At 36.4% G+C, this 21992-nt stretch carries 19 protein-coding genes; 3 read left to right on the forward strand and 16 right to left on the reverse strand.

What is annotated here, in order from left to right; genetic code table 11:
- Positions 1 to 8: 8 nt before the first annotated feature.
- The 8 genes from NBH03_RS00300 to NBH03_RS00335 form a co-directional block, all read right to left on the reverse strand.
- Complete coding sequence (locus tag NBH03_RS00300; protein WP_250795441.1) at positions 9 to 731, reverse strand: type II secretion system F family protein; 723 nt, start codon at positions 729 to 731, stop codon at positions 9 to 11.
- Between the two features lie 2 nt (positions 732 to 733).
- Positions 734 to 1132 (reverse strand): ATPase, T2SS/T4P/T4SS family, encoded by a 399-nt coding sequence (locus tag NBH03_RS00305; RefSeq protein WP_250795446.1) that lies wholly within the window; start codon positions 1130 to 1132, stop codon positions 734 to 736.
- Positions 1133 to 1280: 148 nt separating this feature from the next.
- Positions 1281 to 1577, reverse strand: coding sequence for a hypothetical protein (locus NBH03_RS00310; protein ID WP_250795453.1), 297 nt, complete (start codon positions 1575 to 1577; stop codon positions 1281 to 1283).
- Between the two features lie 108 nt (positions 1578 to 1685).
- A complete protein-coding gene (locus NBH03_RS00315) occupies positions 1686 to 2066 on the reverse strand; it encodes a TnpV protein (protein WP_250795460.1) in 381 nt (126 codons plus the stop codon).
- Positions 2067 to 2086: 20 nt separating this feature from the next.
- Complete coding sequence (locus tag NBH03_RS00320) at positions 2087 to 2494, reverse strand: DUF6262 family protein (RefSeq protein ID WP_008374214.1); 408 nt, start codon at positions 2492 to 2494, stop codon at positions 2087 to 2089.
- On the reverse strand, positions 2478 to 3986 hold the full coding sequence (locus NBH03_RS00325; RefSeq protein WP_250795461.1) for a tyrosine-type recombinase/integrase: 1509 nt from the start codon (positions 3984 to 3986) through the stop codon (positions 2478 to 2480). The genes NBH03_RS00320 and NBH03_RS00325 overlap by 17 nt, the downstream gene beginning before the upstream one ends.
- Positions 3973 to 5703, reverse strand: coding sequence for a tyrosine-type recombinase/integrase (locus NBH03_RS00330; protein WP_250795469.1), 1731 nt, complete (start codon positions 5701 to 5703; stop codon positions 3973 to 3975). The genes NBH03_RS00325 and NBH03_RS00330 overlap by 14 nt, the downstream gene beginning before the upstream one ends.
- Before the next feature lie 18 nt (positions 5704 to 5721).
- Entirely contained in the window at positions 5722 to 6825 is a 1104-nt protein-coding gene (locus tag NBH03_RS00335) for a tyrosine-type recombinase/integrase (protein ID WP_106491195.1), read from the reverse strand.
- 240 nt (positions 6826 to 7065) lie between these two features.
- On the opposite strand from NBH03_RS00335, the gene NBH03_RS00340 reads away from it, so the two are divergent.
- Positions 7066 to 7863 carry a helix-turn-helix domain-containing protein gene (locus NBH03_RS00340; protein ID WP_117649577.1) on the forward strand — a complete coding sequence of 266 codons (798 nt, stop codon included), beginning with the start codon at positions 7066 to 7068 and terminating at the stop codon, positions 7861 to 7863.
- Between the two features lie 1090 nt (positions 7864 to 8953).
- Here the strand turns inward: NBH03_RS00340 and NBH03_RS00345 are convergent.
- Both NBH03_RS00345 and NBH03_RS00350 read right to left on the reverse strand, forming a co-directional pair.
- Positions 8954 to 12982, reverse strand: coding sequence for an Eco57I restriction-modification methylase domain-containing protein (locus NBH03_RS00345; RefSeq protein ID WP_250795480.1), 4029 nt, complete (start codon positions 12980 to 12982; stop codon positions 8954 to 8956).
- A 3-nt stretch (positions 12983 to 12985) separates the two neighbouring features.
- Positions 12986 to 13939 carry a restriction endonuclease subunit M gene (locus NBH03_RS00350; protein ID WP_250795488.1) on the reverse strand — a complete coding sequence of 318 codons (954 nt, stop codon included), beginning with the start codon at positions 13937 to 13939 and terminating at the stop codon, positions 12986 to 12988.
- Between the two features lie 399 nt (positions 13940 to 14338).
- Here NBH03_RS00350 and NBH03_RS00355 point away from each other — a divergent pair, with 399 nt between their 5' ends.
- Both NBH03_RS00355 and dprA read left to right on the forward strand, forming a co-directional pair.
- On the forward strand, positions 14339 to 15592 hold the full coding sequence (locus NBH03_RS00355) for a hypothetical protein (RefSeq protein WP_250795494.1): 1254 nt from the start codon (positions 14339 to 14341) through the stop codon (positions 15590 to 15592).
- Between the two features lie 18 nt (positions 15593 to 15610).
- Positions 15611 to 16762: a DNA-processing protein DprA gene (dprA, locus tag NBH03_RS00360; protein WP_250795500.1), complete on the forward strand. Its 1152-nt coding sequence runs from the start codon at positions 15611 to 15613 to the stop codon at positions 16760 to 16762.
- A 31-nt stretch (positions 16763 to 16793) separates the two neighbouring features.
- Here the strand turns inward: dprA and NBH03_RS00365 are convergent, their stop codons facing one another.
- The 6 genes from NBH03_RS00365 to glgB all read right to left on the reverse strand — a co-directional run bounded on the left by NBH03_RS00365 (position 16794) and on the right by glgB (position 21976).
- On the reverse strand, positions 16794 to 17120 hold the full coding sequence (locus NBH03_RS00365) for a hypothetical protein (protein ID WP_250795507.1): 327 nt from the start codon (positions 17118 to 17120) through the stop codon (positions 16794 to 16796).
- A 61-nt stretch (positions 17121 to 17181) separates the two neighbouring features.
- A complete protein-coding gene (locus NBH03_RS00370) occupies positions 17182 to 18066 on the reverse strand; it encodes a TadA family conjugal transfer-associated ATPase (RefSeq protein WP_331476011.1) in 885 nt (294 codons plus the stop codon).
- A 17-nt stretch (positions 18067 to 18083) separates the two neighbouring features.
- Positions 18084 to 18989 (reverse strand): P-loop NTPase family protein, encoded by a 906-nt coding sequence (locus NBH03_RS00375; RefSeq protein WP_250795514.1) that lies wholly within the window; start codon positions 18987 to 18989, stop codon positions 18084 to 18086.
- A 19-nt stretch (positions 18990 to 19008) separates the two neighbouring features.
- Entirely contained in the window at positions 19009 to 19536 is a 528-nt protein-coding gene (locus NBH03_RS00380) for an A24 family peptidase (RefSeq protein ID WP_250795517.1), read from the reverse strand.
- 181 nt (positions 19537 to 19717) lie between these two features.
- Positions 19718 to 19906, reverse strand: a complete 189-nt coding sequence (locus NBH03_RS16180; protein ID WP_015513579.1) for a pro-sigmaK processing inhibitor BofA family protein — start codon at positions 19904 to 19906, stop codon at positions 19718 to 19720.
- A gap of 75 nt (positions 19907 to 19981) precedes the next feature.
- The gene (gene glgB / locus NBH03_RS00385; RefSeq protein WP_250795531.1) at positions 19982 to 21976 is read right to left on the reverse strand and encodes a 1,4-alpha-glucan branching protein GlgB; all 1995 of its coding nucleotides are present in this window, start codon (positions 21974 to 21976) and stop codon (positions 19982 to 19984) included.
- Between the last annotated feature and the right edge of the window lie 16 nt (positions 21977 to 21992).

The raw sequence follows: 21992 nt of genomic DNA on the forward strand, positions 1-21992 counted from the left end.
TCCACCTCCTACACATGAATATCCAAAATCTTATGACCTGTCCAAAGGGCTGCCGCATAGACCATCAGTGCTGCTGTCATCACCAGCCTTCCCGTCAACCCAGTGTAGAGAATATTCATATATTCCGACGAGCACATATTCATATAGCATAAAATCCCCGGTGGCACGATCAGCATAATCCGCCATTCTCCCCTTTTTCCTGCCAGAATTGTCTCTATCTCACTGTTAATTTCCATTCGCAAATTCATTGTATCCGCAGTATGACGGATGATAGATGACAGTGAACCGCCGCTTTTTCTTGCTACCGTCAAAATACGCACAAAGTACGCAATATCCTCATCCTCACTTCTCACTGCAAAATCTTCCAGAACACTTTCCAGTGATCGGTTCTGATCAAGATGCATGCAGATTCTTTCAAATTCCGGAAGTAGCACCTGATAACTGCTGTCTGAAGTCTTCATATCACAGCAAGTATCTCTCAGCGCCTTTTCCAGGGTGCCACCTGCAGCCGTACTGCTGTACAGCATGGCCGCCGCATCTTTAAACTCATGCCATAACATCTGCTTCCTGCTTTTCTCCCTAATTCGCCTTTTATACTTTATGTAAAACGGAACGATCATAATCCCCAAAAGACTGGTAATGACGCTTCTGTAACAGAGCCATCCGATCAGACATCCCAAAAGAACGCCCTGTAAACTGTCAGAAATCAACAATTTTTGTTTTTCATTCATCTCTAAATCTCCGCTGACTCAAGGGCCGCTGCATGCAATTTACGCCTGTGCATCAAATGATAGCCTGTTCGCTCCAGTTGACCGACAACCCTTTCCGGAATATCACCGTAAGAACTGTTCTCCATCACAAGATTATCCTGCTCATGAAACTCAAATATCGGATTCAAAATATAGGCATCCTCTGTACAGTCCAATACCTCTGTAATCGCCGTCACTCTTCTTGATCTGTCTCTTAATCTTTCCAGCTGCACAATAATGTCAATAGAAGAAGCAATCTGCTTGCGGATTGCCTGAATCGGTATATCCGAGGCAAATAAAGCCATTGTCTCCAGTCTTGACAGCATATCCTGCGGAGAATTGGCATGACCGGTACTCAAAGAGCCATCATGACCGGTATTCAAAGCCTTTATATGGACTCCCTATGTTCCCATCATGCAGAAATACAATATCTTTACTCAATATACACTGTATATAACGTTATTATCTTGCCATTCCACAGTTGCAAAAAGAAAAGAGCGCCTTTCACAGCCCTCTTTCATATCGACTTTCTCATTCATTTGTCATACTCAACAGTTTTGCAACCAATGTCTCTAAACTTTTTCCCAAAAATGGGATAAAGTCTGGTATTGCACCAAATGCCATCCCAATTATTATCATTCGACCACATTCTCTTGCAGATTCCAATGCAAATCCATAACTCAAAACACCTGTCATAATAAATATAATTGATAAAAAGTAAAGCAAAATATTTCCCAATATCATCGGAATTTTTAATAACCAGTGAATCAATGTCATTACTGCAAGAATTAAATATAAAAACACTTTTATTATGTACTTAACCAACATTTTTAATCCCTCCCTTTTTTATCTTTCCGGATAGCAAGAATCTTGCCATCCGGACTTCCACTTTTTTGCTATCCGGGCTGCAAAATTCTTGCTATCCAATACAGTTCATTATCCTTTCGTGTATATCATTTCCGTCAAAATCATCTCTTCTGCATCATGACAAAGGGTATTCATCCTCCTTGTCCATTCCATGTTGTCCTGCGTTTTTAATTTCTCTGTAATTCCTTGTTTCTCCATCATCTGTTTTACTAATTGTTCTTCTCTATCCCTTGCTTCTGCATCAATCTGATTCAAATGCTCGACAAGTTTTCCTTGTAACAACAATATTTGATATTTTGCCTTTCTGTGTTCCTGTAAATAGCTTTTACGAAGCATCCCATATTTCCCATAAGTTGGTTCGATATCTGTAAGTGCCAATTCTGGCAAATAATAATCACCACATAACATATAAGTAAGTCCATTTTTCTCATCATAAATTTCGTTCTGCATAAAATATTCTCCTTTTCTTCCTATAATTGGTCGTACATCTTCAACAGTGTTCCCTTTTTCATTTGACTATATTTCACCTGTAATTCTTCATATTTTTTCTGAAGACTTTCATATTCGTTTTTCGGAACACTATCGGATAATTTCTGTTCTAAACTCTTAATCCGTGCTTCCTGTGCTTTTGCAATAGCATCACTTTTAGGATTTCGCAATATCATTCCCTGTTGTTTTTCCTTCAATTCCATCATGACCTGTTTCACATTCGGATTATTATAGAAAAAACCTCTGGAAAGTCCTGTTAGTTTTGTAAGTTCAGCAACTGAAATTTTTATATTTTTTCTATACATTGTTTCAATAGCTGTTATTGCTGTTTCCGTCATTTCCGCACTTTTTTCTTTTGCCAGTGCTACCATTTTATCGTGTTTCTGCATTTTCCTTTTCCCTCCTGTATTGTGCTAATAATTCATTCATTTCATCTCGTACAGCCTTTGTATCCTCCGCTAATGCTTCGTTTCTTAGCCGCCGATAATGTGGTATGGTTCGTGTATCCTTATGCCCCAACAACCTTGCAATGCTATCATCATCTAATTTCATTTCTGTAAGTTTTACTCCAAAAGTATGTCTAAAACGATGTGTACGAAACTCAAAATAATTTCCATTATCATCCCTGATATCATTTTCATAAATCATGATATTTACATGATATTTCAGCATTGAATCTGTATACAATTTTCCATTATCTTGCAGAAAAATATATTCTGAATCTGGATGCTCCTTTTCTGAAACTTCTATTGCTTTTCTAATCAATTCTGCCAGCTGATCGCTAACTGGTCTTTTGTATTTCCTTGTTTTCTGCTGGATAATAGTTATAAAATAATGTCCAGATTTCTCAGATAAGCAATCCCTTCGCAAAGTCAACGTATCCTCTATTCTTGTACCGAGCATCTGATGTATTATTAAACATCTGCCTAACTGGGGCTTTAATTTTGTTAATGCACAATTAAATCTTCTGATTTCTGCATCTGAATACGCTTCTGGTAAAGCGTTGTCATATGCTCTGCAATCACTGGACAGAAAAAGGTTGCATATATTTTCTATTTCCAGTTCACGCCCTATTTCATCCAACAGATTATCCAAAACCGACAGCTCTGTCGTGTAACTGACTGATGTAAGACCGGTATCCGTTTTTATATAAACCAGATAATCTTCTATCATATCCCTGCTAATTTCTGTAAAGTGCTTTACTTCTGGGAATCGATCATACATGAAACTAGCAAACCGACGGAATCCACGCAATTCACCTTTTATACTACCCATTGCTTTTGTCTGGCAGTGGCTATACAATATTTTCTTTATTATCTCTTTAAATTCTTTCTGCCTGATCTCACGAAAATCTAATCTATATCTTCCACGAATCGGATTACTCCTTGGCACAATATCCAACTTTCTCATATCCCATACATCTTTTTCATTTTCTGGAATATCTGCTGTTTTACACTTCACAACATACTCATAATACATTTTCAGAAAAGAAATCTGAGCGCTACTTTGTTGCTCAACATTCCGCCTATCCGGTCTATTTCTTCTAACATACAGCGCCAATCCTTTTTTATATAAAAATACTTTATAACTTCTCTCCAGTTCTTCCCATTTTTTATCAGTGATGCTGCTACAACTTGTACACTTCTCATTCAGAAATTCTTTCAACAGATCAAATCTGTAAATATCATTTACTACTGTTGATAATGACAAACGTCTACATCTATCATCGATATACCCATAAATCTCATCCTGCATCTTTTCATTATGAATCTCTGATATGTAGTACACCCTGTTTTCCTTCCATTTCAGTCCTGCCAACTGTTTTTCTGTAGCTTGTTGATAACAGTCATACGAAATCAAATTAATATTACCTTTCATCATCTTCTGCTCCTTTCAATTTAAATGACTGATTTTTAGAGAAATATTTATCTTCAGCCGATACAATACGTTCCGGCATGAAATCAATGTACTGTTTTGTCATATTCTCACTTGAATGTCCTAGATAATCTCGTACCCCTTGTATAGAAACCCCATTTCCGTACATTGAAGTTGCAAGGTTATGTCTGTAATCGTGTGCTCTAAAGATATAATCTCCGCAGGCAATCCCACGAACCTTACACTCCCGAATCATCTGATTTGAAAATGTCTGTCCATTAAATGCACCACCCTTTTTATTTTTGAATAAATACTCCCCATTTTTTATTCCGTACTTTTTTTCATAATCATTCACCAGTCCAACCAATAAACTGGGAACAGGAATGACTTTTTCTCTCCGCATTTTGCTTTGATATATGCGCATCCAATTCTCATTGCCTTGTGAATAAAAGGCTCCCGATTTTATTGTGCAAACCTCGCTTTTCCTAATTCCTGTGCAAAACAAAATCAAATACATCAACTGTAAATGCTCTGGGAATGTCGGCAGCTCCTTAATTAGATGAGCAATTGTTTTTTCTGGAACACTTCTTTCATTGTGTTCCGAAAAACCTTTTTTTAAAAATCGTTCCGGATAAAACTTCAACACTTCAATATTTTTCATTTTCAAAAACTGTAGAAATGTATGCATATGTGTGATATATCGGTTAAAAGTGGAATACTTAATATCGGACTCATCCAAAACAGACACATAATCCGCTATATCTTGCATCTCCAGTTCAGTTACTTTCTTACTCTGTCCATCCAGATATTTTAAAAATTGTGAAATAAAACTTATTGTATTTCGGATATTTGATAAAGACAGATCAGATATCCCGACCAAATATTTTGCGTATAATTGTAAATACCAACGATTTTCTTTTTCGTAAATATTAATAAATGAAAGGCTTTTAACAGGTGAACTGGCATTGATTCTCGATTTATCAAACTGAAACCTATCCATATACCAGATACACGCTCGCCAATTTGTCTCTGAATCTGTTAGAAATAACGTTCTTCTCGCAAACTCAACAATCTTAGAAGCCTGTTTTTTTATAATTTCCGACTCCTTGTTTAAATACAGATAAAATCTGTTTTCGTCTGCCTGTTCCATTTCTTCAATATCATCTATTCCGTACTTATCGCAAAACCGTATAAGTGCTTTTAATGGTTCTAAAAAATATCTTCGATGTCTTTGTACCTTATCCATATTTAGAATTTCACACAGCAATATTTTTGTCTGTCGCACCAACTGTGATGAATGTATCCTCGTTAAGTCCCATAACAAATCATTCTTATCAACCACCTGACGGAAAGATTGTGCTTTCTTCTTATTGGGGACATACAGCAAAAACAATTTGTCTTGCTTAAAAAACTCCTGTTCTACAGAGAAGGGCTTTCCTTGTGAATAAACATCCGGCATATTTTCTATTTTTAAACGATCAAATAAGCTCAGTAATTCCGCTTTATATTTTTCTGAAATATCCTCTTTTTCAAGAGAATCCATATACATTTTTCTCGTTTCATAGTTAATATCTGCAGTACACTGTATATCTGTATACTGAAAAAATTTGTATAACCGGTTATAGTATTTTGCTTCTCCAGTCGTAACTAAAGATATTTCTTCCTTTAATTTCTCAGATATTTTTTCCTGATATAACTTCGGAACAATTTTTAATACTGCCAAGGTAATCCCTCCTTCCTTTTACAGAAAATCTGCAATTTGGTATAAATCTTCATTATTTGAGTAGTATTGATCTGTCGCTTCTATCAATCGTTCATTATTTTCACCCAAGTATTTAATGGTAGTTTCAACTTTCTTATGCCCCAGGGCAAAACGAATGTCATTCAAATCCCATCCTTCTTTTCTTCTTTCCTCCGCAAAATAGTGTCGGAGCTGATGCGGATGGGAATTGATATCCGTTTTTTGGGATAGCCTTTTCAACATGCTATACACAGAATCCGCATCTAATGGCTCTCCTTTGTTTTTTCCAGTTAATTTTGTAAATAGATACTCCGAGTTCATCAGACTTTTTCGGTTATCAGAAATGTACTTAACCAAGAACTCAAAAGTTGTATTACTTAACAAAGCCATTCTATATTCTGCATTTTTTGCTCTTGCCAAGTTGGTATTGGATTCACGATACCTTACCCGAACCGTCCTTCTTTCAAAATCAATATCTTCGGTATAATGGATTCCTAGAATTTCCCCTAATCTAAGACCGGTTTCTGCCATCATTGCTATCAGCAATCGATCTCTATCATTCGTACAGGCATTTATCAGCTCCTGTATTTCTTCGGATGTTATTTCTTCCAGATTAGGTTCTTCTTCTTTGAAGAAACCTTTAAACGAATTCACTGCATTTTGATGATTTACTCCCATACTGTCAAAATATGATACTTTTTTTACTCGTAAGACTTTAAGCATTGGCAAAACATCTTCCAGTGCCAAAAACTGGTAGTATCTGAAGACTGCACCAAGATACATATTGCAGGTCTTATTGCTCGTCTGTGTATTATGCTCAGTATGCTTTCCACTCTTAACCCAATACAAGAAATCAATAAAATGTTTATTCTGCTCTGAATAGGATAGCAATGTAATCTCATCCAATCCTATCGTTTGCTCCTGCAGATAATTGTAATAATATGAAAGTGCGAAGGCTGCGGATTTTACAGTATTCGGAGAAGCATTAATCTGATCCAGATGCTTCAAATACTTTGATGGAAGGATTTCAATTTCTTCAATATCAGAAATAATCAAAAAACGTGGTCTATTATCTTTCAAAACCGAAACAACCCTATATTTCAATCCACAGCCCTCCTTCCTTTCTTTTTGATTCATTTGACTTCTTTGACTTCTTGATTTACATTATACACAAAGAAGTCAAAATGTCAATTACGTTTTTGACCTCTTTGACTTTTGCAAGAATATCAATGAAACATTTTTTGATTTCTTTATGTTTTAAATTGATTTTTAGGGATATAATTGATAAGATAAAAAACAAGAAGTCAATTTATACAAAGTCAAAGAAGTCAAGAGGAGATTTGAATGAACGAATTTATATCAAATTCAGGCACACTAATAAATCCTGACAGCGTTTACGATCAGGAAAGATTCATCAATATACTTCAAATCATTTTACAGAAAAAAACACAAAAAGAATTATCTGAACAAACAGGCTTAAATAATGCAACCATTTCACGAATGCTCAACGGTGCCCGATCTGGAAGACCATATAAAAGCACTATTGATAAAATTGCAAAAGCCATTGATGATCCAGAACTCATCCAAGAATTATATGATGCAACGGGATATTCTTCTAAGAAAATACGGGAACGAAAAAAGATAATTGCAGACAATGGATTTTCTTTGGATCTCTCTACTGTTCAGGTGCATGAAAAGTTTTTTTCTACCTTAATGCGTGGACTTTCCATGATGACAAGTCTGCATAAAGTTGAATGGACAATAAAATCTGGAACGCCCAGATCATACGATTATTTAATTGAATTAAAAGAGGGAAATATAGATTATTGGTATATTAGATATGTAGATAGAATTACTTCTGATGAAGAAAGGAAAAAAGCCTTAACTGCCATTTATGGAGAATTTGCAAAATTGAAATTGGGCGGAAAAATCAAAGTTTCTTGCGCCACTCCTTCTTACGAAGATTATGATTATTTTGTTACAATTCCACCATACCAATTAAATACAAATGCTTCTATTATACATTTTGATTCTGAACTCGAAAGATTTGCAGACGAAACCTTTTTAGAGACAGCTTTACCACTTAAAGAAAATATTCCTGTTAAGGATTTTTGTAATCTTACCGAATCACTGATACTATAACTTTTTGGTTTTATCACAGAGAGAGTTGCTTATGGCTCTCTCTTTTTTTAACGCTTCCTCCTCCCATGTTCTAACTCATTATGGCAAATCATTTTCTAAAGCAAGTATCGCCTAGAGTAACTCAAAATCCCATTGCTGAATTATGATTCTCTGACGAACTTAATGGAGATTACGATTCCCCATACCCTCAATATCACAAAATATCAAATTTTGCTATTAGCTCATAATAAATTTTCGCAGCTATCTGTTTTTCCACTCATAGTTATCAAAAGCTTTTTATAACCATCTGCTTCTACCGGCTGCAGATTCAAAATTTTATTATTCAAAAACAAATAAAAGTGGATTCCACCAAAATACCCATCACAAAAAATGTACTGGACACTTCTATTCATTATATTTGCACCGACAACCGGAAGTTATTTTCCTGCTTACAACTTTCCAACAACATAAACTCCAAATAGCACTTTGATAATATAAAGATACTTCTTTCTTACCTCAGAGCAAGATCCACCTGTGTTTAACAATATTGTCTTTCCGACAAATGTTCTTTCATCAGGTTTTTATCTTGCTGGGGATTCCCCAAACCCATTCTTTTTATTTATGCCGAGGTTACTGTACGCATTAGAGCAAGATCCACCCCGGTAATACCATATCGCTATTTTAGCAATACGGCATTTTTCGGATGTTGGAATCTTGCTGAGGATTGTGCTCCCTAGTTCCTCACATTCAGCATAAATATATAATTGGTTCCTCGAATTTCTTCAGTCACAGCACAGGGAGAAAAAATAGGCTAAACAGCCCTATATCCCTGTGAAATCACTATGTGATTAAGAAATAGCAAGGACAGGAAGTGTGTATACACTTCCGCATAATGCCAATTTAGGGTTCCCTACCCCAAAATTGAAAAATTATAAAAAAGACTATATGAATACAATCCTAAATAATTATTTTTCTTCAAAGTAATCTAAAAGCCAGTTTGCTAATTATAGAAAATCATACAAAAAACAAACTGGCTAAAATTAGATTCCATTCAATATAAACCTAATTACTAAATCACAATTCCTACTATTTCTAAAACAAACAACAATATTTATAATTCAATTACTCGCATTGTATTTTCGATAAGCTCTATTTCATGGTCATCTAATTCAAAATATTTATATAATTTTTCATCTGTCCACTGCTCTTTAAAGTCCATTGCCGGAACAAATATAAAATTATTTTTTGAAAGATGCACTGAAGAAAAAGTAGTACGCATCATATATCTTGCGAACTTTCCTATAAGAAAATTTAAAAAATTCTTTGCTTCTATTTCAGTATCAAAAAAAGCAACATTCAAATATGAGAACGTATCTACCACTCCCGGATTCAGAATTTGTGGTCCGGAAATTGATCTATATCCATTGGCCGGTTGCACACCAGTTTCTCCACCTTGCGGAATCATAATAGATATTTTTATTTTATACTTGTTTATTAAATCCCTATTCTTTGTTACAATATTAGGATTTATATAACTTATGCTTTGTCCATTAAAACCAACACTGTGAAGAAGCTGAATATCACCTTCTTGATATTTTTCATGCCCCTTCTCTTTTGAAGAAATTCCAAAAGTATCAAGTGCAGAAACTTCTTGATCCCAAAAACGATCTGCCTTTTTCAAAACCTTATTAATTATGGAGATTGACTTGTTCGATCTAATAAAGAGATCTCCAAATTGGCTGAGCGATCTTATTAAGCTATCATCTTCTTTTTCCAGCTTATTGATTACTTCACAATCACCATCCCATTGTTGTGACCATAAGAAATAGCAAAGTCCTCCCGCAATTTCTACTGTTGGAAAACAATCCTTTGCATTATAAAAATCTACTAATTTTTGCATTCTTTTATCATCCAGCATATCACGCCGAAAATCATTTAACCCCATTCCACCATTATACCATCTTGCCGGTATAATCATCGAAATATACTCTGGAGCAATTTTTTTTGCTTGCTGTACAAATAATTGGAATATAGGTTTAGCTTGCGTCGCAGCCTTTCCATTCCCAATACCACCACTTGTTGTCGATTGGTATGGTGGATTTCCAACAATTGCATCAAATTTCATCGACTTACCTTCCTTTTTCCAGTAACTTGCTTTTAATACTTTATCTACAAAAAGCTGTGGTTTATTTGACATTATATTAAGCAGGTCATCAAAATAATGTGCATTTATTGCCATCTGGTTGTACCCAATTAACGTTCTTTTTGTAATCGCTTTTGCCATAGGAGTTTTACAAATAACAAAAATATTCTCTTTAACGGTAGTCATCCACAATTTTTGTTTATCCTCGATAGATAATTGCTTATTATCAATTCTATTCAGTTTACTTCTATACACACTGTATGCTACAAGCAATGGATACAAACCAGTTTTTGAATTAATTTCTAGTATCTTTGGATCATCCTTTCCAAAAATATCTCTTGTTACTTTACCTTGATCAACATATCTTGGCTCATCTAGCTTGCTTTCTTCATTAAATGATTCATCATAAAAGCACCAGCCACCTATGCAGTCACTTATATGCATATTTACCACTCGCCATGGTGTTAATACCGTTTCTTTGTCTGGATTTTTAAAACAGCTAAATAAACTGGAAATCTTTTTTACCCTTTCAGTTGGATCTAAGGTATCAGCTTCTTTTGCAATATTACGAATTCTGCGACCAGCTGCAATAAAAACTTCTTCATCATAATACTTTTGAAATTCTTTAAATTTCTTTTTTGTTACACCATCAGGCATAAATTCATCCCATGAAGAATCATCTACTACGTCAACAAATCTATCCAGAGTAATTTCTTCATCATAAGGAATATCGGCTCCGTATATTAATAAAGGCATACGTATAGAAATACCTCTTAAAATACTAATTGCATCATTCCGAACTTTCTTTTTCTTCTTAAGTTCCTCCAGACGAGCCTTTTCTTCCGGCGTAAGGTCCTTCTTTTTCTTTTTATTTAATTTTTCCTGTTCCTCGTACTCTTCATTCGTTAATCCTTGAGCATTAACTTTTATCTCATTCGATTTCGGAGCTGCCTTTGAAGTACCAATAATTCCTTTTAATTCATCAAATTTTTTTATATCTATCTGATCTAGTTTAAATAATTCATCATTATATAAATTTGTATCATCAAATCCATTTTGCACAACTCTATCTGCGTAAGCACGCTTAAGTTGTTGCAAAAGTTTTGTTGCGCTGTATTCTTGCATTTCAGATCCCAATACAGCAATAACTGGACAATAATTAAGGAATTTACCCATGATTTGCTTATCGCCTATTTTGGTTTTTCCTGCACGCGATGATATTTGGACTGCACTGGACACCATTTTCAAGGTTCGATCAGGTGCAAAATCAAAAACATATGCAGTTTCCTTTATTTTTCCATCTTCATTACAAGGTGATTGGACACGAAAAATTGTCTGAAGATAATTAGCTGCTGAAGTGGAAAAAGAACCTGCAAGCATAAATACAGCAGTCCATTCTTTGATCGTTACACCAGTAGTTAATTTACCACAGGACAAAGTAATAGTATAAGTATCATTCTTTTTTGCTTTATTAATTGCTCTTTTTACCTTCGACAATGCCTCTTCTGACTTTTCTTCTTCATCTCCAGAACCTGCAACATTAACAATATCAAACATTCCATTTCCAAAAACCGGATGTTTTAACATTAATTTTTTAAGTGCTTTTGCCTCTCTCACCCCTGGTACTATCCATAAAGAGTGTTTAAATAAAGAACGATATTCTTCATTTGAATATGGATATTGACTATTATCATCTTCTACTGTCATCAAATTCAAAAAAGACCATACATCCGCTTCATGTACAAAATCTCCAATATCTGTACCTTGAGGCATATCTGCATAATCCACACTAAAATCTCCAGTAAAAGTTCGAAAGAATTCATGGAAATTAAATGCCTTATCCTCAAAAGTAATATAATGACTATTCTTTAATATATCCCCTAAAGAATATGTATAAATTCTTAATTCTGGCAGTTCATCATAAGGATTATGATCACCAAAATGCAATTTATCCCATTCCGATTTGCTCTCTTGCTCCATGATATAATCCCATGTATAAATAGAATTCTCATCATAATCAGTAAGAATATTAAATGGAGTACCTGATAATGAAAGTAATTTTGTTCCTGAACCTTCTTTAAATACTGCTTTAACGGTATCTTCCCCTAGTGCTGTTGTAGTTCCTTCATGGGCTTCATCTACAATAACGCAATCCCATACAGTTTTAAACACAAGATTATTTTTATCAAATTTTCCACCTACTGTTTCAGATCCTCGAAGATCCTGAATGGAAGCAAAATATATAAAGTTTTTCCCTGTTTCTAAAAGCTGTTCAACAGAATATCCCGTCGTTTTCGATCCATAAATATAATCATTCACCCCATAAAATATTTTTGTGAAATCTTCATACCAACCAGCATCAACAACCGGACGATGTGTTAAGATTATAGTTTTTTTGAATTTGCATTGTTTAACAATTTCCAAAGATACAAAAGTTTTTCCATATCTCATTTTCGCATTTATCAAAAAGCGATCAGCTTTTTTAAAATGCTTAACTACTTTCGTAATGCATTCTGCCTGTTCTGGTCTAAAAATGATAGGTGTATGTTTTATTACATCTGTATTGCTCAAATTTGCATAATTATGTTTAACAGCATCAATTGCTTTTTTTGCCATTTCAACATCAATCGGAAACCATTCCTTTCCTGATGATTCCCCAAGTTGAACATTATCAATACCAGAATTACGCAAAACCTCATGAATATTATGATCACGAAATGCCTCTATTTTAATGGATCCCTCTGCATTTTTAATAGTCCGAACAGCAACTTCCGAATGTAACAACTTAGGTGTTAATCCCGCAGTGTTTGTATATGCTTTTATTCGCTTCAAGGCTGCCTGGTTTAATATTTTACTATTCGGTGTAAGTCGATCAAGTGGAAGATCTGTATGCAATGTAGCATCACCGATTTTGACAAGTCCTTTATGTGCATCATCCTCAATTGTAAAAACATAAATCACCTTATATTCAAATGCATTTTTAAAGTTATTATCCATCCGTTATTTTCCCTCCATCATTGAGCGAAATTCAAGGCTCTCATTAGCTCTCCAATCATAGATTTTACAAGGAATTTCAGAAACGCTCATATTTGTATTTTCCTCAGTATCATCTTCTATACCTAAATAATCAAAAACTGACATTTGCTTATATACAGGTTCAGCTAAACTATATGGAGCTGTCAGTGTAAGGCCATTCATTTGCCAAATATTCCATGATATGATATTCGCAATCTTCTTTATTTGTTGAATACTTGGAGTTAATCCTCTCCATTCTTGAGCATACTCAATAAATGTATACAATAAATTTTCTCTAGCCAATAATACATTGTCTCCTTGAAAATCATACCCATAACAACTTTGAAACGCTCTAATTGTCCACTCATACCATTCATCAATCGTAGAAGTATTTTCTCCAACTATACGAAGTTTTCTATCTAAAATTCCAATTCTATCACGAACAGGAATCTGTAATCCTGATACAGTATCATAACGACTAACCAAATACGGAGCTTCTCCACAAGAGATTTCTAACCTTCGTGCATCAACATAATCTTTCCATGTTCTTTCTTCCGGAAATTGTATTGGTGTTTGTATGCTACACCAGATTTTACCAATAGAATTATTAAACACATCTAATCGCCCGAACCAAGCTTCATCCACAAGATTATTTTGCTCATTACACACCCAAGAAGGTGTAAATACTTCTGCTTTATCCCTGGTTCTTTTACATCTCTCTTCTTCTGATTTCAATATTCTAGGCTGAATTACAGAAGTAAAAGCACCTGTAATTAATTTCGGTTTTATTTCTTGATCTGTTCGGTATTCCGGTCCATATGAAATATAATTGTCACTGCCCCATCTAATATATTTTTTTGTTGTTTTATCGGATAATAGTATTTTTAACAAATCCGGACTAATATCTTGAATATTTTGTTCAACTGCATCTATGTCCATTAAGTAACTTCCTTTTCATTATTTGCGCAAATAGCATACTACTATTCAAAGTCAGCATACGTAAAACTTCTTGTTTGTATATTCTGATACAATACATTATTTTCATCTATATTTACAGTATACCACGAAGAAATAAAACCGTCATTCATTATCCTATCTCTAACCCTTTATCATTTTATTTAAATGTCAAACTCCTTAGATTTCAATACTCTGGCAAGCCAATGAAAATCTCTGATAAAAGATAATAAATATATGTATACTGCAACCTATGAGTACCGTATACATATAATCCAATTGAAGTTTTCTTTAGATCCTGATAATATAGAAGATATAAAAACGAACCAACTATTTTATACTACATAGTATTTTTCATCTTCCAAAAATAAGAGGAGGTAACCAATGAAAAAACTAATTTTTTGTAATCTGGATTTATTGAAGTTAAATCTTGATCCTGCAGATTATCAAGACTTGGATTTATCCGATTTTAATTTTGAGCTCATGAGGAAAAAACGTGACAAATTTACAGAAAAGTTCAAACAGCTTTCAGAAGATACGGATAATACCATCTATTTCTATAGCAGAAAGACTGATGTTTTAACTAATTATGAAAAAGCATTTCGTGACCATGGATATACTAATTTCCACTTTCGTGATAGAAGTGCTTTAAAAGATTTTGTATCGTTAAACAAAAATAGAAATAATTATTTTGTATTTATCGGCGGAAAAAATACGGATTTCCAATTAGCAGTTAATACACGTTCACTCTACATTGTTCCGACTTGGTTACCGTTAGAAATTAAGCCACAAAAATACGGCGTACATGTAGATACTGTAAAACAATTATATAAATTCATTCTTACACTGAATAATCAAAATGTATGGTACTCCAAACTTACTGTAGATGATAAAACAACTTGCTATTCTCTCATGGATGCAAGGTATGGTTACTATGCTAAAACACCTGAAGAAAAAGAAATGATGCAGCACTTTCAAGAATTATTGAAAGAAGGAAAAAGCAGGAATTACTATAAAATTCTTTTATATCACTTCTTAGCAGGTATGACAAATTCAACAGAATTTGATGACATTGAATTATTCGGCATGGTTCCATCTTCAAATTGCGAAGTTAATGAAGATTTATATTCTTTTATGACTTCAATAAGGTGTTTAAAAGGGAAACGCCTTCCTAAAAATTATGCTGTAACAGTACCAAGAAGAGAAACCAATTTGTTAATTCGGCATACATCTAAGAATCAGGCACACATCAATCGAACTTCTCAACAACGTGCAATGTTAGGTGGAAATGATGAATTTGCTACTCTTTGTATTAATCCCGATTACAAAAAGAGGATTGATAAATTAAGAGACGAAGGCCGATTCAATGTATGCATATTTGATGATTATATGACACATGGAAACACCTTTAATTCTGTTAGATGTTTATTAGAATCTCTAGGAGCAAACAAAATTATTTTTATTTCCATGGGTGTGTTTAAAAGACCATTTCAAAAAAAAGAATATAACATTACTGGCTCAGTATATAGAAAGAATTACTCTTACCAGCTAACAGAAAGTTCTGCTTTAGTTGATTTTAGAGTAAATGATAATGCAAAACAGGAAGTATCTGATTTATATGATATTTTCAATTCATAATGAATAGAGGAATTACTTGTGACTAGATATATTATTGCCTTGACTGAACTTGGGCTAAAAAATAATAATTTAATATCGCTTTTAAGAGAACATTCTTCTGATATTGTGGATATGTTTGAAAATCGAAGTCAAAGTTTATTTGAAAAGCACTTGGACTTAATGCCGTTCTATGACATATTTTCAGATTCATCAGCAGTGGATTTAGCTTTATCTAAGGCAGATGATATTCTTACTCGTAATAAAGAACTTGGAATTAAAACAACTTACTTAACAGCTTCATCATATCCGAAAGGGTTGGCTTTAATAAGTAATCCTCCAGCCATTTTATATTACAAAGGAGCTGAGTTTTCCGATATCCCCTCAAAAGCAATTGCTTGTGTTGGAACCCGAAAACCCACAAGAATTTCATATAACGCTGTAAACTATTTAGTTCCTCAATGGGTACATGAAGACTGTTCAATCATTTCAGGGCTTGCTTCTGGTGTAGATAAATTATCACATCAGGCTTGTATTTCCGCTGGCGGTAAGACTATTGCTGTTTTGGCACATGGTCTTGATACAATTTATCCAAAAGAGAATTCAGCACTGGCAGAAAGAATTCTGGAATCAGGTGGTATTTTAATGTCAGAATATGCAGTAGGAACTAAGCCTGATAGATTTAGATTCGTAAATAGAAATCGCTTGATTGTAGGATTATCAAAAGTCGTTGTGATTTATGAATGTGACGAAAAAGGCGGAACCATGCATAACGTTGAACATGCAGGAAGACAAAAAAAGCCTATTTACTGCCCCGCAATCGGAGAGGTAGTAGAAGATGTTCAAACAGGGACAAAAAAATTAATAGACGAAGGTACTGCTTCCGTTATACAACAAGGTCGTGATATAGCTGGTGTTCTGGATGCTCTTGGTTCTCAAATAACCAAGCCACGATTAAATAATACAGCAATTAAGCTTAATTACTTACATGCAGTTCTTTCAATTTTGAATGACCCTGCTGTTCTGGAAGCCACATTAAAAACATTGAATATTAATATTCCTGCTACACAAGATATTTACACAACTCTTGTCCACATGGTAAATGACAACTCACTAGACATAGACAAGATACTTAATCTACTGGTAGAAAATAATATTGCCAGCATCAACAAAACTTTAATACTCAATGACTAGGAGTCTCTAAACACAAGACGGATGCCCTATTTCAGGGCTCCCTCTTGCTTATCTTTGCTCCCAAACATTTTTCCACCCTCCAGCGAAGATAAGAATATGTATTCCATATATTTGCCCCTAAAGGATATTCCTTTCTATAAACAAATACAGTTTGGTATTCAATAGAATGTAATCTACACCATTCATGTATATCCTTCATATACATCCTGTCTATTCCATTGCTTAACTGTTCCATATACCATATATCCTTATCTGTCATTAATTCCATTATGAACAGTACATTGTAGTATTGAATGACACCTACTTTCTTTCGTTCCTCCATTAACCTTTTACATATTAATCTATACTTAATGTTCATGACGTATTTCTTCTCCTCTCCTACGTATCCATTCTAATCGTTATAAACGTCATATATATAATTATAATATAGTACATATAATACTTTGGATCATATCCAATGCCTCCTCACCGCGGACCTCACCAACGATAATTCTGTCCGGCCGCATCCTCAAACTGGTACGGATCAGGTCCCTCAGTGTCACATTACTGACTCCGTCACCATCCGCCTGACGCACTTCCATTCTCACCAGGTTCTCTATTCCGTGGATCTGAAGTTCCGCAGAATCCTCAATGGTGATCACCCGCTCTGTTTTAGGAATGTAATCCGCCAGAACATTCAAAAATGTTGTTTTCCCTGTACTGGTAGCCCCGCTGATAAATATGTTGTACCCTGCTTTCACAAGCACTTTCAAATATTCTGCCGCCTCCTGACTGATGGACTCCCAGCGGATCAAATCCTCCATTGTGATCGCTTCCTCGGGAAATTTTCTGATTGTCAGAATCGGTCCGTTGAGTGCCACAGGATCCAGGACAACGTTCACTCTGGATCCGTCTTTCAATCTTGCATCCACAATAGGAATTGATTCATTGACCTGTCGATTGGAGCGTGAAACAATCTGCTGGATCACGTCTTCCAATTTTTCCCGGGATTCAAAATGCCTGTCCCAGGTGTAGATCCGGCCATCTCTTTCATAAAAAATCGCATCCGCCCCATTCACCATAATTTCTGTTACTGTTTTGTCATCAATCAGCTCCTGCAAAAGATCCAGTCTCCGGATCGCATTGAACAATTCCTGCCGCAGTGTCAGCTTCGTAACCGCACTCATATAAACTTCCCTGCTTTTTTCCATAATGACCGAATCTATGATTTCCCCAATCTGTGCATCCGATAGTTCACTGCTCATATCCATTCTCTGACGCACCGTCTCCTGCAACTGCTGTTTCAAATTCTGAAACTGCTCCATATCTTCATCCCCGCCCTTTAGTCTTCAACATTCAATCTTTTTACCTTCTCTGAAAAACCTTCACCGGCTGCCTTCCCAGCTGCCTTCAAAAAACGTTCTGTCAATTGTTCCGACCATGGCGCATGCTCCCCTGCTACATACCATTCATCACAACTGTCCATAACAATTCCCGGCGGCATCACCGTACCAAAATCCAGCAAAATCTGATCGTACTTTGTGTCTTTACAAAGCCTCTCAAGGCAAAACCGCCAGTCTTCCTCCTCCAATTCCCACATCTCCATCGGCATCGCCGCCCCGGCAATATATTCCACCGGTCCTTTGACAGCCATTCTTTCAACTTTCATCCCCAAATTACTGCTTCTTTGCTTCACATAATAAATAATCTCTGATAATCCTTCCTGCCTTCTTTCCCCCTCCATATACTGCTCAAATATCGTCACTGTTTCAAAATTCAAATACAGCAAATTCCCCATTTTGCCTTTCTGTCTGCACATTTCAAGCACCTTAAGAAAACTCTTTTCATTATTCACAGGCCTGTATATCCCTGCACACACACTCTCCTTTTTTCCATGATTTCTTTCCCCCTGCAACATCCATCCATTTTCCTCACAAAATTCCAATAATCTTTGATAAATCACCCCTGCTGATTGGTATTTGTACACATTCCTCCCTTCCATTCCGATTATTTGTCCACTTTCATCCAGTATACATACATTCCCCTCTTTGACTTTTTCCCCATACAGCGCCATCAGTGATGAAGTTATCAATACCAGATCTGCCTTTTTCCACTTTTCATCCGATATCGGATGTTCCAGATACAGTTGGATATTAAATGGCGAATATGCCTGACGTCCAAGAAACGCGGCAAGCCTTTCTCCATAACTTTTTCGTTTTTCCAGTATCAGCAATGTTACATTTTTCAACGCATTCGGTCACCACCTCTCACAAACTACCTATATTCCAAACAACAACCTCTGCTGCCAGTGCCAAAAAAAGCGGCACAGCAAACGGTATGATACAGTGCTCTCTTCCCTGTAGATGCGACATATCCATATAAGGTTCTGCTCCATGCCTTTGTATGCGCTGCGCATAATGCAGCAAATATCTGAAACGTTCTCTGCAAATGTCATATTTCAACATTTTCAACAGTGAAATAACTGCACCAAATACCAGTGACACAATCAGTATCCGTACAGACTTTACAGGCCCCATATAGACAGCCATTGCCATCATAAGCTTCAAATCTCCGGCACCAAACATTGACAAGACAAAAAAACCTGCACAAAGGATGAAAATCAACACCATTCCTGCCGCACCATCGATCACGCCTCCGGAACCATCTGCCCAAAAGCGCAGGATATACCCGTTTAAAGCCCCAACCAGTATGAGTTCATTCGGAACCCAATAACTGCGGTAATCTTTCACGGCAGCTGCTGCCATAAATAGCAGCAGCGTCATCTGTAAAATCATGGTCTCACACCCTGTTATTCAATTTTATCGTTTTAAAAGGGGAATTTTTGATGAATTGGATTTTGTATCTGAATTATAGCAGTCCCTATCTGCTTTGTAAATGCGATATTATCTGATTCTTATCAATATTCATCGGAACAATCTGACTTTTTTCGAGTCCTATCCATGAGCTTCGACATTTTCAGACATAGATTTGAATAAAACTAAGCCCATAGGCCAACAAAAGTCCGGGAACACCCAGTATTGCACAGCTCAAAAAAGTCAGCACATTGACGCCTACCGGCAAAACAATCCCGGCGGCAGTAAGAAAGAAAGAAAAAACAGTAATAAAAAAGGACCCCAAAAGTCCTCTGATCAGAAAACGAAGCATCTTTCGTCACCCGTTTTTCTTTAAGATATGCCCCTGTCCTTTTTTTAAGAACAGAGGCATGCCCAATAGTTCAGTCTATTTTACTTTCTTGTAATGACCGGCCAATTTGTGAATATCTTCTTTTGTATAGCGCTTTGCCGGTTTCTGTGGTTCTTCCGGCTTAGGTTCTACATAGTCAAACTTGAAAATACATACACCATAAGCGCCCAGATGATATTTAATAGAGTAGTCCTTGAAATCCCAGCTTTCCTTCACAGCTTCAATCGGTTCCGGATTCACCAGACCTGTGCCGCCGTATTCTGCAGCATTGCTGTTAAAGACCTCTGTATAGGTTCCCGGACACAGTACACCGGACTGAAAATTCTCATAAGCCACCGGTGAGAAATTGAAATGACATAACAAACAGTTCTTCTTATCCTTGGTCATACGGCAGAATGTCAACATATTGTGCTCCGCATCAGAACCGTTAATCCATGCAAAACCTTCCGGTGAATCATCCAGTTCATACAAAGCCGGCTCATTCTGATAGAAATGCAGCAAATCACAATAGTAATGGTTCAGCTGCTGATGCTCCGGATATTTCTCAAGCAAATGCCAGTCCAGGCTCTTAGCCTCATTCCATTCCGCTGTCTGGGCAAAATCCTGTCCCATAAACAGCAGTTTCTTGCCCGGATGCATCATCATCAGACCATAGGCTGCTCTGAGATTGCCGAACTTCTCCGGCATTGTTCCCGGCATCTTGTAAATCATAGATTTCTTCAAATGCACAACTTCGTCATGCGAAAGCACCAGCACATAATTCTCGCTGTAAGCATACATAAAGCTGAATGTGATCTGATTCTGATGGTACTTACGGAAAATCGGATCGCACTTCATATACTCAAGGAAATCGTGCATCCATCCCATGTTCCATTTATAAGTAAAGCCAAGACCGCCGTCATCCACATCTCCAGTTACCTTCGGCCAGGCTGTAGATTCTTCCGCGATCATCATAGCCCCCGGATTTCTCTGTGCCACAATAGAATTCAGATGCTTCAGGAAAGTGATGGCCTCATAGTTCTGATTGCCGCCATCCTCATTCGGAATCCAGTTGCCGGAAGAACGACCAAAATCAAGATACAACATGGAAGCCACTGCGTCCACACGCAGACCATCCACATGGAACTTCTCAATCCAGAATAATGCATTGGCCACAAGGAAATTAGAAACCTCTGTTCTGCCGTAATTAAAACAATAAGTGCCCCATTCCGGATGCTCTCCCTTTCTCGGATCCTGGTGTTCATACAGTGCTGTACCGTCAAAACGTCCCAGTCCAAACTCATCCTTCGGAAAATGTGCCGGTACCCAGTCCAGAATAACGCCAATGCCATGATCATGCATATAATTCACAAAATACATGAAATCCGCCGGTGTACCGTATCTGGCTGTCGGAGCATAATAGCCGGATACCTGATAGCCCCAGGAACCATCAAAAGGATGCTCAGAAAGACCGATCAGCTCCACATGCGTATAACCCATTTCCAGAACATAATCTGCCAGCTCCACCGCCAACTTCTTAAAATTATAAAATTCTCCCGGCATGGAAGGATCTTTCTTCCATGAACCCGGATGCACTTCATAAATTGCCATTGGTGATTCTGTCTTCTTCTCCTGATGCGCCTTCCGCCATGCCTGATCCGTCCAGTCAAAATATCGTATATCCGCAACAACAGATGCATTATCCGGACGAAGCTGTGACTGATTGCCATAAGGATCCGCTTTCAAAACCGTATAGCCCTGGCTGGTCTCCACCGCAAATTTATATAAGTCTCCTGCCTTCACCCCCGGAACAAAAATATCCCATATTCCGGACTGCTGAACCGGCTGCATCGGATGCGCCGTTCTGTCCCAGTTGTTAAAATCGCCTACCACGCTGACACTTCTTGCATTCGGTGCCCATACAGAGAAATAAGTGCCCGCTTTGCCGTCTTCTTCAGCCAGATGCGCCCCCATCTTCTCATAAATCTCATAATGTGTCCCCTTTGCAAATAAATAGGTGTCCAATTCTGAAATTCTGTGTTCTAAAGCCATTGTATACCTCCCTGTC

Origin of the sequence: Coprococcus intestinalis, from assembly GCF_023656595.1 — a bacterium.
GTDB lineage: Bacteria > Bacillota > Clostridia > Lachnospirales > Lachnospiraceae > Coprococcus_A > Coprococcus_A intestinihominis.

Bases quoted from the DNA above. Each gene is read 5' to 3' on its own strand.
- NBH03_RS00380 (WP_250795517.1), bottom strand. From the start codon at position 19,536: ATGATTTTACAGATGACGCTGCTGCTATTTATGGCAGCAGCTGCCGTG.
- NBH03_RS00320 (WP_008374214.1), bottom strand. From the start codon at position 2,494: ATGCAGAAACACGATAAAATGGTAGCACTGGCAAAAGAAAAAAGTGCG.
- NBH03_RS00350 (WP_250795488.1), bottom strand. From the start codon at position 13,939: ATGGACATAGATGCAGTTGAACAAAATATTCAAGATATTAGTCCGGAT.
- NBH03_RS00370 (WP_331476011.1), bottom strand. From the start codon at position 18,066: ATGGAGCAGTTTCAGAATTTGAAACAGCAGTTGCAGGAGACGGTGCGT.
- NBH03_RS00315 (WP_250795460.1), bottom strand. From the start codon at position 2,066: ATGCAGAACGAAATTTATGATGAGAAAAATGGACTTACTTATATGTTA.
- NBH03_RS16180 (WP_015513579.1), bottom strand. From the start codon at position 19,906: ATGCTTCGTTTTCTGATCAGAGGACTTTTGGGGTCCTTTTTTATTACT.
- NBH03_RS00310 (WP_250795453.1), bottom strand. From the start codon at position 1,577: ATGTTGGTTAAGTACATAATAAAAGTGTTTTTATATTTAATTCTTGCA.
- NBH03_RS00300 (WP_250795441.1), bottom strand. From the start codon at position 731: ATGAATGAAAAACAAAAATTGTTGATTTCTGACAGTTTACAGGGCGTT.
- NBH03_RS00345 (WP_250795480.1), bottom strand. From the start codon at position 12,982: ATGGATAATAACTTTAAAAATGCATTTGAATATAAGGTGATTTATGTT.
- NBH03_RS00340 (WP_117649577.1), top strand. From the start codon at position 7,066: ATGAACGAATTTATATCAAATTCAGGCACACTAATAAATCCTGACAGC.
- NBH03_RS00325 (WP_250795461.1), bottom strand. From the start codon at position 3,986: ATGATGAAAGGTAATATTAATTTGATTTCGTATGACTGTTATCAACAA.
- NBH03_RS00355 (WP_250795494.1), top strand. From the start codon at position 14,339: ATGAAAAAACTAATTTTTTGTAATCTGGATTTATTGAAGTTAAATCTT.
- NBH03_RS00365 (WP_250795507.1), bottom strand. From the start codon at position 17,120: ATGAACATTAAGTATAGATTAATATGTAAAAGGTTAATGGAGGAACGA.
- glgB (WP_250795531.1), bottom strand. From the start codon at position 21,976: ATGGCTTTAGAACACAGAATTTCAGAATTGGACACCTATTTATTTGCA.